The 18090-nt window shown below is 73.7% G+C and carries 9 protein-coding genes; 3 read left to right on the top strand and 6 right to left on the bottom strand.

Annotation, left to right across the window (positions count from 1 at the left end; all coding sequences use genetic code 11):
* Nucleotide 1: 1 nt before the first annotated feature.
* Both CP976_RS11765 and CP976_RS11760 read right to left on the bottom strand, forming a co-directional pair.
* A complete protein-coding gene (locus CP976_RS11765; protein WP_229875817.1) occupies nt 2-1210 on the bottom strand; it encodes an ADP-ribosylglycohydrolase family protein in 1209 nt (402 codons plus the stop codon).
* Entirely contained in the window at nt 1207-2250 is a 1044-nt protein-coding gene (locus CP976_RS11760; protein WP_150480308.1) for an ADP-ribosylglycohydrolase family protein, read from the bottom strand. Before CP976_RS11760 ends, CP976_RS11765 begins: the two co-directional genes overlap by 4 nt.
* Before the next feature lie 227 nt (nt 2251-2477).
* Between CP976_RS11760 and CP976_RS11755 the strand changes: the two genes are divergently transcribed.
* The 3 genes from CP976_RS11755 (at nt 2478) to CP976_RS11745 (ending at nt 9643) form a co-directional block, all read left to right on the top strand.
* Nucleotides 2478-3209: a VIT1/CCC1 transporter family protein gene (locus tag CP976_RS11755; RefSeq protein WP_086849404.1), complete on the top strand. Its 732-nt coding sequence runs from the start codon at nt 2478-2480 to the stop codon at nt 3207-3209.
* Nucleotides 3210-3591: 382 nt separating this feature from the next.
* Nucleotides 3592-8187 (top strand): glutamate synthase large subunit, encoded by a 4596-nt coding sequence (gltB, locus tag CP976_RS11750; RefSeq protein WP_150485313.1) that lies wholly within the window; start codon nt 3592-3594, stop codon nt 8185-8187.
* Nucleotides 8180-9643: a glutamate synthase subunit beta gene (locus CP976_RS11745; protein ID WP_150480307.1), complete on the top strand. Its 1464-nt coding sequence runs from the start codon at nt 8180-8182 to the stop codon at nt 9641-9643. Before gltB ends, CP976_RS11745 begins: the two co-directional genes overlap by 8 nt.
* A 133-nt stretch (nt 9644-9776) precedes the next feature.
* On the opposite strand, the gene CP976_RS11740 is transcribed toward CP976_RS11745, so the two are convergent.
* The 4 genes from CP976_RS11740 to CP976_RS11725 all read right to left on the bottom strand — a co-directional run bounded on the left by CP976_RS11740 (nt 9777) and on the right by CP976_RS11725 (nt 17984).
* Nucleotides 9777-10676 carry a chitosanase gene (locus CP976_RS11740; protein WP_150480306.1) on the bottom strand — a complete coding sequence of 300 codons (900 nt, stop codon included), beginning with the start codon at nt 10674-10676 and terminating at the stop codon, nt 9777-9779.
* 252 nt (nt 10677-10928) lie between these two features.
* Nucleotides 10929-11903 (bottom strand): ABC transporter ATP-binding protein, encoded by a 975-nt coding sequence (locus CP976_RS11735; RefSeq protein ID WP_150480305.1) that lies wholly within the window; start codon nt 11901-11903, stop codon nt 10929-10931.
* A complete protein-coding gene (locus CP976_RS11730) occupies nt 11900-14635 on the bottom strand; it encodes an ABC transporter permease (RefSeq protein ID WP_150480304.1) in 2736 nt (911 codons plus the stop codon). The genes CP976_RS11735 and CP976_RS11730 overlap by 4 nt, the downstream gene beginning before the upstream one ends.
* 1 nt (nt 14636) lies before the next feature.
* Nucleotides 14637-17984, bottom strand: a complete 3348-nt coding sequence (locus CP976_RS11725; RefSeq protein ID WP_150480303.1) for an FtsX-like permease family protein — start codon at nt 17982-17984, stop codon at nt 14637-14639.
* Nucleotides 17985-18090 lie beyond the last annotated feature (106 nt).

Raw genomic sequence — 18090 nt, 5'->3', positions numbered from 1 at the left:
ATCATCCACCGGGGCATGCCGGTTGTGCGGCTTCCAGCAGTTCGGCGAGTTCCACGAGGTCCGTGCCGGTGAGGCGGGGAAGGGCGCAGCCGGAGAGCGTGCGGCAGGTCTCCCGCCAGGAGGCGGGGATCGAGGCGCCGCCGCCCAGCGCGCCGGTCAGGGCACCCGCCAGGGCCGGGGCGGAGTCCGCGACGCGGGACAGGCAGGCCGCGGCGGGGATCGCCTCCGCGATGCGGCCGCGGGCGGCGGTGGCCAGGGCGAGGGCGACCGGTACCGTTTCGGCGGCGGCGATGCCGTAGCTGTAGACGTGGTCGACGATCTGGTGTTCCAGGGGCGGGACCAGGGCGAAGGCGCTGTCCGCGACGGCGGCGAGGTGCAGCGCGTGCCGGGCGTTGCGGCCGATCTCCGTCTCCTCGGGGAGTTCGGCGAGCGCCGCCGTGACGCAGGCGTCGACGTTCGCGCCGGCCAGGGCGAGGGCGAGCGCCGCCGCCATGGCGCGGGCGCCGTGTACGCCGTCGCCGTCCTGGGTGTAGCGGGCGTCGAACTCGGCGAGGCCGGCGGCGCGGCGGGGGTCGCCGGGGTGGGCCACGGCCAGGACGCACGCGCGTACGCAGGCGGCGTCGTCGAAGTAGTGCGGGTTGTCGTGGCCGGTGGCGGGCGGGCGCAGGCCGGTGGCGAGGTTGCCGAGGCCGGCGCGGACGGAGATGCGGGCGCGTAGAGGGAGGACGGCGGATTCGATCTCGGAGGCGCGGTCCGCTGCGGCGGCCACCTCGCAGGCGAGGGCGTTCCAGGTGAGGTCGATCGCGGCGCGGATGCGGCGTTCTCGGCTGAGGTCGTTCAGGACGGTGTCGTCGCCCGCGCGCAGGAGGGCCTCCGCGGAGAAGGCGGCCCACTCGGCGTCGTCCGAGGGGCCCAGGCGGAGGGGTTCCGGGGGCTGGTTCAGGGCGATGGGGACGGGGAGGGTGGTCGTGGCGTTGTGTTCGGCGAAGGTGTCCAGTTCGCGGGTGAGGCGGCGGGTCCAGTCGGGCATGCGGGCGGCTCTGTGGCGGGCGGCGGGCCAGCCGGCGGCGTCGCCCGCGGCGAGTCCGAGCAGGAGGCCTTCGGCCTTTTTGTCTCCCACCCGCGCACCGCCCGTAACTGTCACCGGAGGGGTCCTGGTCTCCCGTGGGGCGCCTTCGCCGTCGGCGGCTGCGGGTGCCAGCGGGGTCATGCGGGTACCTCCCTCTCCCCGTCCGCTGCCAGTGCACAGGTGGTTGCCGCCGGCGTCAGCAGGTCCGCCACGTCCAGGACGTGGTAACCCGCCATCGCCGGCAGGCACCGGCCGCGGACCGGGCCGATGGGGGTCGTCCAGGCCTGCGGAATCGCCGAGACTCCCCGGGTCGCGCCCGCCAGGGCACCCGCGACCGCCGCCGTCGTGTCCGCGTCGCGGCCCATGTTCACCGCCGTCAGGACGGACTGCTCGAAGTCGCCGTCGGCCGCCGCGTACGCGCCGAAGGCGAGGGCGACCGCCTCGGGGGCCAGGTCGGTCCAGGGGTAGCCGCCGATGACGACCGCGGAGCGGACCGCGCGTTCGCCGCGGTGGGCCACCGCCACCGCGCGGCGCAGGCAGCGGGCCGTCCAGGAGTCGTCGGGCACGACCGCGAGGGCGGCGGCCACGACCGCGATCGGCTGGGCGCCCGCCATCGCCGCCGCCACGCCCGCGGCCACCGCCTGGCCGCCGTAGATGCCCTCGCCGTCATGGCTCACCGAGCCGTCGATCGCCACCAGCCGGGCCGCCTCCGCCGGGCGGCCGGGCGCGAACACCCCGAAGGGGGCCGCGCGCATGGCCAGGCCGTCGCTCCAGGCGTGCCGGTGCTGGGCGGAGATGGGGGCCGCCAGACCCCGGCGGAGGTTCTCGAGCGTGCCGCGTTCGCTGAAGCCGGCGCCGCGGAACGGGCCCTCGTCGCGGTCGGCGATCCATTCGTGCCAGGCCGCCTCCACGTGTGCGGGGGTGAGTGCCGAGCCGTGCCGGGTCAGGAGGAGGCCCGAGAAGATCGCGTACTCGGTGTCGTCCGTTCCGGCGGGGTGCTCGGCGACGTAGCCGGTGATGCGGCCCCACCGCGCGCGGATCTCCGAGGGCTTCATGTTCTCGGCCGGGGCCCCGAGCGCGTCACCGACGGCCAGGCCCAGCAGTGCGCCGCGTGCCCGTGCGCGGAGTTCGGCGGCGTCCCCGGGCGCCGGGGCTGAGGGAATGCAGGCGATCGGTGCCATACGGGATGTGTCCCACTCCGGCGACCGCCCCGAGCCTCAGCGGCCACAGCATCACCCGGTCGACATCTGTGCAAGATCGTCATCAAGTGAGCGCTGAACGGTAAAACCGCAGGTTAGCCCAGCCTTTCCTTGCTGGCGGCGCTGGAATTCACGGCGTACTTTGGTTGCTGTAAAAATCTGGAACTTGTCCAAAGTGGCTTGTTCGGCGAGAGGATCGGGGATTTTTCATGGCCATCATCGAGACCGAGGCGGCGCTGCACGAGGCGCACCGGGACAACCACACCCACCGGGACGTGAACGGCGGCTGGCTGCGTCCCGCGGTGTTCGGTGCGATGGACGGCCTCGTCTCCAACCTGGCCCTGATGACCGGTGTCGCGGGCGGCTCGGTCAGCCAGCACACCGTCGTCCTGAGCGGACTCGCGGGCCTGGCCGCCGGTGCCTTCTCCATGGCCGCCGGTGAGTACACCTCCGTCGCGTCCCAGCGCGAGCTCGTCGAGGCCGAGCTGGACGTGGAGCGGCGCGAGCTGCGCAAGCACCCGCAGGACGAGGAGGCCGAGCTCGCCGCGCTCTACCGGGCGAGAGGGGTCGAGCCGCGGCTGGCCAGTGAGGTCGCCCGGCAGCTGTCGAAGGACCCCGAGCAGGCGCTGGAGATCCACGCCCGCGAGGAGCTGGGCATCGACCCCGGCGATCTGCCCTCGCCCACCGTGGCCGCGGTGTCGAGCTTCGGCTCCTTCGCGCTGGGTGCGCTGATCCCCGTCCTGCCGTATCTGCTGGGTGCGAGCAGCCTCCTGCCGGCCGTGCTGCTGGCGCTGCTCGGGCTCTTCCTGTGCGGCGCGGTGGTGGCCAGGGTGACGGCACGCACCTGGTGGTACAGCGGCCTGCGGCAGCTCTTCCTGGGAGGTGCGGCGGCCGGTGTGACGTACGCCCTGGGCACCTTGTTCGGGACGGCCGTAGGATAGTTCGGCTCGGACCTATGCGTTGGGCCGTATAAGTAGCCGTTACTTGCTGGTTTCGAACGCGCAATCACCGGGCATGAGCCGTAAGCGCTGCGGGCAATGAGGCCCGTGGGCGCGATCAGCGAGGTGGGTGAAGACGCCCGTCCCGCCCCCGGGCCCGACGGGCATCGATCTCACCCGGTCGTTCCGTGCTGGCCCCCCATAGCTTCCACCGTCGGTGCGGTACCCCCGCCGCCAGCCGCCGGTGTCCGCATGTTGGAACGGATTATCCCGGTTCCCGAGAACCGCTCCATCATGTAACCTGCACGAAATTTTGCGATCACGCGAGGGCCAACGTCGTCCCTCGGCACTTTGCATATGCCACATGACGACGACGGGAGAGCCGATGCGTACGCCGCGCCAGCCGTCCCAGCATTCCGCGAATGGCCAGAACTGGTCCTTCATGGATGCTCGCCCTGCTGCGCAGGGTATGTACGACCCCCGCAACGAGCACGACGCCTGTGGCGTCGGCTTCGTCGCCACCCTCACCGGCGAGGCGTCCCACACCCTGGTCGAGCAGGCTCTGACCGTCCTGCGCAACCTCGAACACCGCGGTGCCACCGGCTCCGAGCCCGACTCCGGTGACGGCGCCGGCATCCTGTCGCAGGTCCCGGACGCCTTCTTCCGTGACGTGGCCGGATTCGAACTGCCCGAGGCCGGTGCCTACGCCGTCGGCACCGCCTTCCTGCCGGAGGACTCCGCCGCCGAGGCCGTCTCGCAGATCGAGACGATCGCGGCCGACGAGGGCCTGACCGTCCTCGGCTGGCGCGAGGTCCCGGTCGCGCCCCAGCTGCTGGGTGCCACCGCCCGGTCGACCATGCCGGTCTTCCGCCAGATCTTCGTCAGCGACGGGGTGTCCCAGGGCGTCGCCCTGGACCGCAGGGTGTTCGCGCTGCGCAAGCGCGCCGAGCGTGAGGCCGGCGTCTACTTCCCGTCGCTGTCCGCGCGGACGATCGTCTACAAGGGCATGCTGACCACCGGCCAGCTCGAGCCCTTCTTCCCGGACCTGTCCGACCGCCGCTTCGCCTCCGCGATCGCGCTCGTGCACTCCCGGTTCTCCACCAACACCTTCCCGAGCTGGCCGCTGGCCCACCCGTATCGCTTCGTCGCCCACAACGGCGAGATCAACACGGTCAAGGGCAACCGAAACTGGATGGCGGCCCGCGAGTCCCAGCTCGTCTCCGACCTGTTCGGCGACCAGGAGAAGATCGACCGCATCTTCCCGATCTGCACGCCGGACGCCTCCGACTCCGCCTCCTTCGACGAGGTCCTGGAGCTGCTGCACCTGGGCGGCCGTTCGCTGCCGCACTCCGTGCTGATGATGATCCCGGAGGCGTGGGAGAACCACGACTCCATGGACCCCAGCCGGCGCGCCTTCTACCAGTTCCACTCCAACCTGATGGAGCCCTGGGACGGCCCGGCCTGTGTCACCTTCACCGACGGCAAGCAGGTCGGCGCCGTCCTCGACCGCAACGGCCTGCGCCCCGGCCGCTACTGGGTCACCGACGACGGCCTCGTCGTCCTCGGCTCCGAGGTCGGCGTCCTGGACATCGACCCGGCCAAGGTCGTCCGCAAGGGCCGCCTCCAGCCCGGCCGCATGTTCCTCGTGGACACCGCCGAGCACCGCATCATCGAGGACGACGAGATCAAGGCCCAGCTCGCCGCCGAGGAGCCGTACACGGAGTGGCTGGAGGCCGGCGAGATCGAGCTCTCCGACCTGCCCGAGCGCGAGCACATCGTCCACACCCACGCCTCGGTCACCCGCCGCCAGCAGACCTTCGGGTACACCGAGGAGGAGCTGCGCGTCATCCTCGCGCCGATGGCCAAGGCCGGTGCCGAGCCCATCGGCTCGATGGGCACCGACTCGCCGATCGCCGCGCTGTCGGACCGCCCGCGCCTGCTCTTCGACTACTTCACCCAGCTGTTCGCGCAGGTCACCAACCCGCCGCTGGACGCCATCCGCGAGGAGCTCGTCACCTCGCTGCGCTCCTCGCTGGGCCCGCAGGGCAATCTGCTCGACCCGAGCGCGGCCTCCTGCCGCAGCGTCGTGCTGCCCTTCCCGGTCATCGACAACGACGAGCTGGCCAAGCTCATCCACATCAACGCCGACGGCGACATGCCCGGCTTCAAGGCCGCGACGCTGTCCGGCCTGTACCGGGTGCACGGCGGCGGTGACGCGCTGGCCGCGCGGATCGAGGAGATCTGCGCCGAGGCCGACGCCGCGATAGAGAACGGCGCCCGGCTGATCGTCCTGTCGGACCGTCACTCGGACGCCGAGCACGCGCCGATCCCGTCGCTGCTGCTCACCGCGGCCGTCCACCACCACCTCATCCGCACCAAGCAGCGCACCCAGGTGGGCCTGCTGGTCGAGGCCGGCGACGTCCGCGAGGTCCACCACGTCGCCCTGCTCATCGGCTACGGCGCCGCCGCGGTCAACCCGTACCTGGCGATGGAGTCCGTCGAGGACCTGGTTCGCGCCGGCACCTTCCTGCCCGGCATCGAGCCCGAGAAGGCCATCCGCAACCTCATCTACGCCCTCGGCAAGGGCGTGCTGAAGGTCATGTCCAAGATGGGCATCTCGACCGTCGCCTCCTACCGCGGCGCCCAGGTCTTCGAGGCCGTCGGTCTCGACGAGACCTTCGTCGGGAAGTACTTCAACGGCACGGCCACCAAGATCGGCGGCGTCGGTATCGACGTCATCGCCAAGGAGGTCGCCGCCCGCCACGCCAAGGCCTACCCGGCCTCCGGCATCGCCCCGGCGCACCGCGCGCTGGACATAGGCGGCGAGTACCAGTGGCGCCGCGAGGGCGAGCCGCACCTGTTCGACCCGGAGACGGTCTTCCGCCTCCAGCACTCCACGCGCTCCGGCCGCTACGACATCTTCAAGAAGTACACCGAGCGCGTGAACGAGCAGTCCGAGCGGCTGATGACGCTGCGCGGCCTGTTCGGCTTCAAGTCCGACCGGAAGCCCATCCCGGTCGACGAGGTCGAGCCGGTCTCCGAGATCGTCAAGCGGTTCTCGACGGGCGCCATGTCGTACGGCTCCATCTCGCAGGAGGCGCACGAGACCCTCGCCATCGCCATGAACCAGCTGGGCGGCAAGTCCAACACCGGTGAGGGCGGCGAGGACCCGGAGCGCCTGTACGACCCGGCCCGCCGGTCGTCCATCAAGCAGGTCGCCTCCGGCCGCTTCGGTGTGACCTCCGAGTACCTGGTCAACTCCGACGACATCCAGATCAAGATGGCCCAGGGCGCCAAGCCCGGCGAGGGCGGCCAGCTCCCCGGCCACAAGGTCTACCCGTGGGTCGCCAAGACGCGGCACTCGACGCCGGGCGTCGGCCTCATCTCGCCGCCCCCGCACCACGACATCTACTCCATCGAGGACCTGGCCCAGCTGATCCACGACCTGAAGAACGCGAACCCGCAGGCGCGGATTCACGTCAAGCTGGTCTCCGAGGTCGGCGTCGGCACGGTCGCCGCGGGTGTCTCCAAGGCGCACGCGGACGTCGTCCTCATCTCCGGCCACGACGGCGGTACGGGCGCCTCGCCGCTCACCTCGCTGAAGCACGCGGGCGGTCCCTGGGAACTCGGCCTCGCCGAGACCCAGCAGACGCTGCTGCTCAACGGCCTGCGCGACCGCATCGTCGTGCAGACCGACGGCCAGCTCAAGACCGGCCGCGACGTGGTCATCGCCGCGCTGCTCGGCGCCGAGGAGTTCGGTTTCGCGACCGCGCCGCTCGTCGTCTCCGGCTGCGTCATGATGCGCGTCTGCCACCTGGACACCTGCCCGGTCGGCATCGCCACGCAGAACCCGGTGCTGCGCGAGCGGTACAACGGCAAGGCCGAGTACGTCGTGAACTTCTTCACGTACATCGCCGAAGAGGTCCGCGAGATCCTCGCCGAGCTGGGCTTCCGCTCCATCGAGGAGGCCGTCGGCCACGCCGAGACCCTCGACGTCACCCGCGCGGTCGACCACTGGAAGGCGCAGGGCCTGGACCTGGAGCCGCTGTTCCACGTGCCCGAGCTGCCCGAGGGCGCGGTCCGCCACCAGCTGATCGCCCAGGACCACGGCCTGGAGAAGGCGCTCGACAACCAGCTCATCAAGCTGGCCGCGGACGCCCTGTCCGCCTCGGACGCCACCGAGGCCCAGCCGGTCCGCGCCCAGGTGCAGATCCGCAACATCAACCGCACGGTCGGCACCATGCTCGGCCACGAGGTGACGAAGAAGTTCGGTGGCGCGGGCCTGCCCGACGACACCATCGACATCACCTTCACCGGCTCCGCCGGCCAGTCCTTCGGCGCGTTCGTGCCGCGCGGTGTCACGCTGCGCCTGGAGGGCGACGCCAACGACTACGTCGGCAAGGGCCTCTCCGGCGGCCGGATCGTGGTCCGCCCGGACCGCGCGGCCGACCACCTCGCCGAGTACAGCGTCATCGCCGGCAACACCATCGGCTACGGCGCCACCGGCGGCGAGATGTTCCTGCGCGGCAAGGTCGGCGAGCGGTTCTGCGTCCGAAACTCCGGTGCGACGGTCGTCTCCGAGGGCGTGGGCGACCACGGCTGCGAGTACATGACCGGTGGTCACGCGGTCGTGCTCGGCGAGACGGGCCGCAACTTCGCGGCCGGTATGTCCGGCGGTATCGCGTACGTCATCGACCTGGACCCCGACAACGTCAACGTCGGCAACCTGGACGCGGTCGAGGCGCTGGACGACACCGACAAGCAGTGGCTGCACGACGTGGTCCGCCGCCACCAGGAGGAGACGGGCTCGACCGTCGCCGAGAAGCTCCTGGCCGAGTGGGACACCGCCGTCGAGCGCTTCAGCAGGATCATCCCCAGCACGTACAAGGCAGTGCTCGCCGCCAAGGACGCCGCCGAGCGAGCCGGTCTCTCCGAGACCGAGACCCACGAGAAGATGATGGAGGCGGCGATCAATGGCTGACCCGAAGGGCTTCCTGAACCACGGGCGCGAGGTCGCCAAGTCCCGCCCCGTCGAGGAGCGCGTCAGGGACTGGAACGAGGTCTACGTCCCCGGCTCCCTGCTGCCCATCATCAGCAAGCAGGCCAGCCGGTGCATGGACTGCGGCATCCCGTTCTGCCACAACGGCTGCCCGCTGGGGAACCTGATCCCCGAGTGGAACGACTACGCCTACCGCGAGGACTGGGCCGCCGCCTCGGAGCGCCTGCACGCGACGAACAACTTCCCGGAGTTCACGGGCCGTCTGTGCCCCGCTCCGTGTGAGTCGGCGTGTGTGCTCGGCATCAACCAGCCGCCGGTCACCATCAAGAACGTCGAGGTCTCGATCATCGACAAGGCGTGGGAGACCGGGGACGTCGCCCCGCAGATCCCGGAGCGCCTGTCCGGCAAGACCGTCGCGGTCGTCGGCTCGGGCCCGGCCGGCCTGGCCGCCGCCCAGCAGCTGACCCGGGCCGGTCACACGGTCGCCGTCTACGAGCGCGCGGACCGCATCGGAGGCCTCCTCCGGTACGGCATCCCCGAGTTCAAGATGGAGAAGCGGCACATCAACCGCCGTATCGAGCAGATGCGCGCGGAGGGCACCCGCTTCCGCACGGGCATCGAGATCGGCCGCGACCTGAAGGCGACGGACCTGAAGAAGCGGTACGACGCCATCGTCCTGGCCGTCGGCGCGACCACGGCCCGTGACCTGTCGGTGCCGGGCCGCGAGCTCAAGGGCATCTACCAGGCCATGGAGTACCTGCCGCTGGCCAACAAGGTGCAGGAAGGCGACTTCGTGGCGCCCCCCATCTCGGCCGAGGGCAAGCACGTCGTGGTCATCGGCGGCGGCGACACCGGCGCGGACTGCGTCGGTACGGCCCACCGCCAGGGCGCGGCCTCCGTCACGCAGCTGGAGATCATGCCCCGCCCGAACGACGACCGGCACCCGGTCAACCAGCCCTGGCCGACCTTCCCGATGCTCTACAAGGTCACCTCGGCCCACGAGGAGGGCGGCGAGCGGGTCTACTCGGTGTCGACGACGCACTTCGAGGGCGACGAGGACGGCAACGTCCAGTGGCTGCACCTCACCGAGGTGGAGTTCATCGACGGCCGGCTGACCCCGAAGCCGGGCACGGAGCGCAAGATCCCCGCTCAGCTGGTCACCCTCGCCATGGGCTTCACCGGCACCGACCGGGAGAACGGCCTGGTCGAGCAGTTCGGCCTGGAGCTCGACGAGCGCGGCAACATCGCCCGCGACGACGACTACCAGACCAACGTGCCCGGTGTGTTCGTCGCCGGTGACGCGGGCCGCGGCCAGTCGCTCATCGTGTGGGCGATCGCGGAGGGCCGCTCGGCGGCGCGCGGGGTGGACCGTGCCCTCACGGGCGCGAGCGAACTGCCGGCGCCGATCCGCCCCACGGACCGCGCGCTGATGGTCTGACCGCACCGCACAAGACGTCCCGCACAAAGGCGTGCGGAACACTGACAGCGCCCGCCCAACAGTCCCCGACCGGACGACCGGGCAGGCGCTGTCGCCTTCCCCGGCCGGCCACGGCACCCTGTACGGGCCAGGGTCACGGCACCTTGTACGTGTCCCCGTAGACGGCCCACGCCAGCGGCGTCTCGAGACGCAGGTTGCCCTCGTTCAGGAAACGGCGCTGGGCGGTGTCGATACGGCTCGTGTCCGTGTGCTCGGTGGCCATGGCGGTGCGGCGGATGTCGAGGAAGGCGTCCAGGTACGCCTTCTCACCGCCGCCCTCGGCCGGTGTGTCCGCCACGCGCAGCGCGCGTTCGCGCAGGCCGTAGAAGCCCTCGGGGCCGGCGTCGGGGCCGTGGAAGATCAGAGCGTCGTAGTAGACGAACTGGCCGAGCGTGCCCAGGCCGTCCAGCTTGGCGAGGCGGACAGCAGGGTCGAAGGAGAAACGGTCACGGTGCTCGTCCTGGGCCCTGCGGAAGGCCGGCAGCTTCGCCTCCGCCTTCCAGGCCGCGGTGAAGCCGGGGTCCAGGCCCTCGTGGGAGTCCGTGCCGTCGACCGTGCGCAGGGCCGGCAGGTAGCGGGCCAGGCCGTTGTCCGGGTGGGCTTCGGTGTAGCGCTCGACGAGGGCGAGCAGATCGTGGGTGCCGGTGCAGAAGCCGGCGATCCCGGCGGTGTAGCCCCGCCCGTCCTCCAGGTCCTCGATGGAGCCGTAGAGGGCGCGCCAGTCCAGCGTCGACTGGTGGGCGCTCGCCACGATCCGCTGCGCCAGTTCCTTCTTCGCCGGGGCGGCCAGGCCCGCGGGCAGCCCGGCGATCACCTTGTCGTCCTCCGCCCGCTCCTCCTCGGCCCGGTCCTTGGCCTCTTCCCGGGCCGCCTGGGCGGCGGACACGGAGGGCTTCGCCATGGGCTCGGCGGAGTCCGCGGGTGCGAGGAAGTAGGCCAACGCCGTGGCGGCCACGGGAACGGCGACGAAGAACGCCACACCGGCACGCTTCACTGGGATCACCCTGCCTGTCAGCTCCGTGACTTACCCCGCGGTCCCGGCCGCCTGGAGCACCAGCGGCCCGGCGCACTCTCCCCGCCCGCACCGGCGCGCGGCGCCGGTCCAGGGGCGCGTAAGCGTACGCCAGCGTGCGCGCGCGTCCATCGGCGGGTCGCCGGGCGCATACGCTCGGCATCGACGGACGCCGAACTGTACGACCGGCTGGTGGGCGAGTTCCCGAAGGGGTTCGTGGCCGCCCGGGCGTTCTCAGCCGGTCCCGCTCCCGTTCCCGTTCTCGTCCGGCCACACCTGGATGTGGTCCTCCTCCAGCTCCAGCAGCACCCGGTCCCGCATGGCCAGCGCCGTCGTGTACTCGGCGGGCAGCTGGAGGCGTCCCGCGCGGTCGAGCATCGCGTACTCCCGGGCCACCAGGGACTCCTGGCCCGCCTCGTCGACCTCCGTGCGGCGCAGCACCTCCGTCGAGGTGCGGCCGTCGCGGATCGCGACCGTGCGGCGGACCTCGCCGGCGACCGCCTGGTCGTGCGTGACGATGACGACGGTCGTGCCCAGCTCCTCGTTGGCCCGGCGGAACGCCGCGAAGACCTGCTGCCCGGTCGCCGAGTCCAGCTCGCCGGTCGGCTCGTCGGCGAGCAGCACGGCGGGGGCGTTGGCCAGGGCGACGGCGATCGCGACGCGCTGCTGCTGGCCTCCGGACATCTGCTGCGGACGCCGGTCCCGGCAGTCGGCGACGCCGAGCATGGCCAGCAGGTCGTCCGCCCGTCCGGCCCGCTTCCTTCGCGAGCCGCCCGCCAGCTGCATGGGCAGGACGACGTTCTGCGCCGCCGTCAGATACGGCAGCAGATTGCGTGCCGTCTGCTGCCAGACAAAGCCGACCACCTCGCGCCGGTACCGCAACCGCGCCTTCGCGTCCATCGTCAGCAGATCGCGGCCCGCGACCTTCGCCGTGCCCGCGGTCGGGACGTCCAGGCCGGCGAGGATGTTCATCAGCGTCGACTTGCCGCTGCCGGACGCCCCCACCAGGGCCATCAACTCGCCCTCCCGCACCAGGAGATCGAGCCCCTGGAGCGCCTGCACCTCCACGGCGTCCCGGCCACCGCGCTTGGCGAAGATCCGCACCAGCCGGTCGCAGGCGATCAGGGCGTCGTGCCCGTAGGCGGGCCGGTCGCGGTGCCGCGCCGCCCGCCGCTCCAGTTCCGCGAGCGACTCCGTCGTACCGCTCATCGCATGTCTCCTCGCCTGAGGTGAGTGATCGGTGTCCGGCGCCCCGCCCACCAGGCCTGCGCGACGGCCACCGCCCCGGTCAGCAGCACCGCGCCCGCGGCGGGCAGGGCCAGTGACCACAGGTCGGCCCGCAGCGCGGCACCCTGCGGCGCCGTGCCGCCCGACGCGCCGGCCAGAGCGAGCCGGTCCAGGTCGACGCCGGGGGCGAGCAGCCGTACCGTGGCCCAGCCGACGGCCAGGCCACCGCCGGCCGCGAGCAGCGCCAGGGGCAGCGCCTCCAGGCCGAGCAGGTGGCGCCCCTGGCGGGTCGTCAGGCCCAGGGTGCGCAGCCGGGCCAGCAGCGCGGCCCGTTCCGGCGCGGACCGCAGCAGGCCGAGCACCAGGGCGAGCACGGCGTAGCCCGCACCCGCGACGACGGCCCAGACGTAGATCCGTTCGGCGCCCGCCTGCAACGGCGAGTCGGACAGCGCCGCACGTACCTCGCCGCGCGGTGTCACGGAGAGGTTCGAACCGGCGCCGCGCACGGCCGCCCGCAGCGCCTTCGCGTCGAGCCCGGCACCCGAGGCCAGCAGGGTGGTGGGGCCGCCGGAGCCCTTCAGACCCGCCGCGTCGACCAGCAGGAAGTCGTCCTCGGGGACGGCCGGGGTGCGGGGGCGCACGGCGGTGATCCGCACCGTGACCGCTCCGCCGTCCGTCACGATCCGGCGCGGCGCCCGCCCGAGCCGCTCGGCGACCTCGGGGGAGGCGACGGCGTCCAGCACCCCGCCCCCGGCTCCCAGCCGGTCGGCAGGGAACCCTCCGAGATCCATCTGCCGGGCCAGTTCCGCGTAGGTCTCCGGCTCGACGCCGACCACGGTCACCGACCGCGACTCGTCGGAGTCGCGCTCCGTGGCGAACTGGAACCCCACGGCCGTGACCTGCCGTACGCCCGACACCTCCTTTACCGTCCGCGCCAGCGCCGCCGGGAGCGGTTTCCCGTCGGTCGATTCGATCCGCGCGTCCGCGCCCGTCTCCAGCAGCGCGGCCCGGTCCCGGGCGTCCGCCACGCCCGCCAGCACGGACCCCCCGAACGCGGCCGTCGTCAGAGCCGTCAGCAGGGCGAGGAGCGGCAGCGTGGCGACCGCCGCCGGTGAGCGGCCCGCGCGGGCCAGCGACAGGAACCCGACCACGCCGCGCAGCCGCCCGGCCGGGCCGGCGGCCCACCGCAGGGGTAGCGGGTACAGCCGTACGAGGACCAGCGCGGCGACCAGCCCGACGAGCACCGGGGCGGCGCTCACCAGCAGATCGCCCGCCCCGTCCGTACCCCGTCGGCGCAGCGTCACCACCGAGCCCACGGCCAGCACCAGCAGGGTCAGTTCGGCGACCGTGCGGCGGCCGCCGGGCCTGGCCTCGGCGAGGTCGTCGCGCTCCTGGTGCGCCCGCGGCCTGCGATGCGCCACGACCGCGCGCACCGGCAACGCGGCACACGCCAGCAGCGCCACGGCGCCCGCCCCGAACACGGCGGGCAGCGGCCGGGCCTCCTCCACGACGAGCACCGCGAGCAGCAGACCGCAGACCGCCGCGGGCACCGCCGGCACCGCGGTCTCGGCCAGCAGCCGCCCGGCGATGCCTCCCAGGGAGCCGCCCCGGGCCCGCAGCAGGGCGAGTTCGGCGGCACGGCGGGCGGCTGCCACACCAGCGCTCATGACCAGCACGACGACGGCGATCGCGGCGATCCCGAAGGCCGCGACGGCGACCACGGGCGTGATCGCGTCACGGGTCTGGGCGTGGGAGCCGACGACCTGCTCCAGGCCGGTGGACAGCCGCGCCGTCGGACCGGCGGCCCCGCGCATCCGCACCAGCGCGGGGCCGTCTTCCAGGGACGCGACCGCGTCGACGAGCGCCGAGGCGTCCGCCCCGGTGAGCCGCCCGGTCGCGGGCGCGAACCGCCAGTACCGCTCCGGCTCGCCCTGACCGCCGAGCAGCGCGGGTGCGGCCCCGGGAGCCAGCAGGACGCCCGCCTCCCAGTAGTACCGCGGTGGGCGGACACTGGTGGAGGCCAGGCCCGGTGTGCGCAGGACCGGTTCCGCAGACCAGTAACTCCGCTGCGGATGCCGGGGTTCCAGGACGCCGGTGATCCGTACGGTCAGCGGTCCGTCCAGGAAACCGGCCAGGGTGAGCGTGGAGCCGGCCCGCAGACGCAGCGCGCGGGCGGTCTCGGTGGTCACGGCGCCCTCCACCACCCTGGTGCGCACGGTCACCGGCGTGCGGGCGGTGGGCAGCCGCCCCTCCCGCACGGTGGCGTGGCCGGCCGCTCCCGACTGCGCGAGCAGCGTGAACCTGGGCGGCAGTCCATTGGGCCGGGGCAGCGAAGCGTCCAGTGCCTCCAGGCTCTTCCCGGTCCGCACCCCGTAGGCCGACTCGGCCCGGTCCGCCCGCAGCGGCGCCGGCAGCAGCGCCCGCGCCCGGCCGTCGACCGCCGCGAGCGCCTCCGGCCGCACCACGTCCGCCCGGGCAGCGTCGGGCCGTTCGAGACCGGGCTGCGGAGCCTTCAGCTCCAGCACGGTGGACTCGGGGGAGGCGGTGGCGAGGGCCTTGCGCAGCCCGTCCGTCTCGTACGCCTCGACGGCCCGGGGCAGGACGGCCGCGAGGAACGCCGTGACCAGCACCAGCACACCGAAGACGACGGCGGACACGGGCGCGGTCCGCAGCCGGGTCCGCACCCAGGGCGCGCCCTGTGCGTTCGGCGGCATCTCAGTCCTCCCCCTGATGGCGGAGCGCGGCCACCGGCTCGGCCCGGCGCAGCGCCGCCGCGGCGGTGATCAGCAGGAGCGGGGCGGCCACCCCCGCGAGGAGCAGGGCCACCTGGGACACCGGGAGTTCGACGAGGACGGCCGGGACCGGCCGTGCGGCATCGGAGGTCAGCACGATCAGCGGGACGACGGCCCGGGTCAGGACGGTGCCGAGACCGAGCCCGGCGAGCAGGCCGGCGCCGATGAGCAGGCTCTGCTCCGTCGCGACGAGCCGGGCGAGGTCCCGGCGGGGCGCGCCCAGGGCGCGCAGCACCGCGAACTCCGCGGACCGTTCCCGCCGCGCACCGGCGGCGCTCACCGCGAAACCCCCGGCGGCGAGGGCCGCGGCGGCCGCGGCCACCGCCGTCAGCGCCGAGCGCGGCCCGGCGCCGAGCGGATCCCGCAGCAACTCGGCCGCGGTCTCGTCCCGCACCAGCACCTGCTGCGGTTCGAGGTCGGGGCGTGCCCGCAGCGCGGCGGCGACCTCGGCGGTCTTGCCGGGGGCGGCGCTCACCCACCACTCGGTGGGGGTGAGCGGCGCGCTGCCCCGCCGCGCCAGCACGGCGTCGACGGCCCGCAGATCGAGCAGCAGCGCCCCGCCGGCCATGGCCTCTTCGTCCAGGCCGGCGGCGGTGGTCGGCAGCTCCTCGACGGACCGTACGATCCGCACCCGCAACTGCTCCCCGGACAGCGGTACGTCGATGGTGTCGCCGGGCCCGGCCCCCGCCGCCCGCAGGAAGTCCCGGGTGGCGACGGCCAAGAGGCTCCGCGGCGCCTCGGCTCCGGCGGTGTCGACGCGGACGGTGTAGACCGGCGCTGCGCTGAAGCTCTCCTCGGCGCCGGCGCCGGCGCCGGTGCCGGTGTCGTACGGCACGGTCAGCGGCGCGGCCCCCGACACGGCGGGCTTCACGGCCGTACGGGCGATGACCGCGCCGTTCTCCGTCACGGTCCGGCCGCCCTGCCAGCGCGTTCCGGAGGGCACCGGGACCGTCCGCGCGGAGCCGTCGCGACCGGTGGCGAGCAGCCGTTCGACGGTGAACCGGTGTTGTTCGGCGCGGCCGGCGGGAGAGGCGTCGTCGAGCTGGAGTCCGGTCAGCCGCAGCGGTCCGGCCGGGGCGGCGCGGCGGCCCGTCGCCGTCACGTCCAGGTCGAGGGTGACCCGGTGGACGCGGCCGTCCACCGGGACTTTCCCGGCGCCCAGCCGGTAGGTGATGCCGTACCGGTCCTCGACGACCACCGTGAGCAGGGGCGCGCGGTCGGAGGGAGAGCGTCCGGTCCGGGTCCGCACGTCGGTGATCCGCGCGTCGAGGGCAAGCCGCCGGGTGTCGCCGGGAAGCCGCACCGCCCGGTGTTCGTCCCGCGCGGGCGGTGCCAGTGCCCGCAGCAGCTTCGCCGGGGGCTCGTCGGCGAGATCGCCGCGCATCAGCATCCCGTCCCCGGCGCGGGACGTGTCCAGCGCGAGGACCGTCGCGTCACGGTCGCCGGACAGGCCCAGGACGGCGCGGTGCGCGGGGGCGGCGTCCCGGGCCCCGGGCAGCGCGGCGTAGAGGCCGGTCTGCCCGGGGCCACCCGGCCTGGGGTCGAGGACCCGTAGGGAGGCGCCCGTCCTGAAGTCGGCCTGGTCGTCCTGCGACCGGTCCCAGGACGCGCCGTGCCCGATCGCCAGCATCCCGGTCGTCACGGCGATGACCAGCAGCAGCACCGGACCCGCTCCGCGCAGCGGGCGCCGGCTGAACTGCCACCCCGCCAGCGCCGCCGGCAGCCCGCGCCCGCTCGCGGACCGCCGCTCCGCGAGGCGGGCCGCGAACGGCAGCAGACGCAGGGTCAGGACCGTGCCCGCCAGCAGCGCCAGCGCGGGCGCCCCGACCAGCAGCGGATCGATGCCCAGCTCCCCGGCCCGGTCCCGGCTGAGCACCCCGCCGCCGGTCGTCTCGGTCTGCCGGTCGAGCTGCCAGTACGCCACGCCCGCGATCAGCAGCAGCCCGACATCGGCTCCGGCGCGCACGGGCGCGGCGGCCGTGACGGCCCGGACGCGCCGCAGCCGTACCGGCGCGCCCGCCGTCGCCGCCAGCGCGGGCGCCACGACCGCCACCGCGCAGGCCGCCGCCACGCCGCCCGCGACCAGCCAGACCCCGCCCGCCGGGACGGCGTCCAGCCGCAGCCCGATCCCGTCGAGCGAGGACCACCGGGCCAGCAGCCGGGCCAGCGGTCCGGACAGCAGCGCGGCACAGATCGCGGCCGGCACCGCCAGCAGCAGCGCCTCCAGCGCGGCGAGTCCGGCGATCCGGCCGCGCGATCCGCCCCTGGCCCGCAGCAACTCGTTCTCGCCCGCCCGCTCGGTGTCCAGCAGCCGGGCCACCAGCAGCAGGGCGTACCCGGCGAGCAGCACCAGCTGCACGGAGACGACCATCAGGGTGGACCGGGACACCAGCAGGGCCCGCCCGGTCCGGTCGAGCACCTCGGGCAGCCCGGTGCGCACCTCCGCGGCACCGCCGAGTGCCGGGTCCTCGCGCAGCGCGCCGGACGCGCGTACGGCCGCCGCGCGGAGCGCCCCGATGCCGTCGGTGGTGAAGGTCCGGTAGTCGGCCGTCGCCACCCAGCCGGTGCTGTCCCCGGAGGTGCGGCCGGAGGCGAGCACCGACGCGTCGGCCAGCAGCGGCCCGTACGTGGTGAAGGCGACGGTGCGCACGCCCTGCCCGCCGAGGGCGTCCGCCTGCCAGTAGGGATCGGAGCTGTCGGCCGCCCGGTACACGCCGGTCATCCGTACGCGGAGGGGCTCGCCGCCCAGCCGGTCCGTGAGCGTGAGGCGCGCCCCGGGCCGCAGCTTCAGCCGGTCGGCGGCCGCCTCGGGCAGGGCGACGGGTACGGCGGCGGTGCGGGTCGTCGGTGCCCGGCCCGGCAGCGTGCCCGAGACCAGTCTGATCCGGGACCGGTCGAGGGCGGCGACGTGCGTGAGGTCGGGCTCTCCGGCGCGGGCGTCGGCGTCCTGGAGGGAACGGGGCAACGCGTACGGCCCGGACCGCTCCAGCGTCCGCACGGTCACCGGCAGCCCGCCGAACGCCTCCCGCGCCCCGCGTTCCACGGCCCGCCGCGCCGCGTCGCGCCGATCCCGGGGCACGTCCGCCTCGACGACGAGGGAGGCGGAGGCCGCGGCCCGGCCGCCCAGGGTGCCGCGCAGCGCCGCGTCCCCGACGGAGCCGGAGAAGGCGGCCAGGGCGGCGAGCACCGAGGTGGTCAGCAGGACGGCGAGCAGGGCGGCCGTGAGGAGCAGCCGATGCGCACGCAGGCGCAGCAGCAGTAAGCCGGTCACTCTTCCCCCACCCGATGGCCGAACCTCTGTTCCCCCAACCCGGTATGCATATCACGGAGTTACCTGTGGGACACACGTGTTCGAGTGCGGGGTGTTCCGCTCTTGA

It is taken from the genome of Streptomyces coeruleorubidus (assembly GCF_008705135.1).
In the GTDB taxonomy this organism is placed as follows: domain Bacteria; phylum Actinomycetota; class Actinomycetes; order Streptomycetales; family Streptomycetaceae; genus Streptomyces; species Streptomyces coeruleofuscus.
This window is presented reverse-complemented; position numbering and strand designations above follow the sequence as displayed.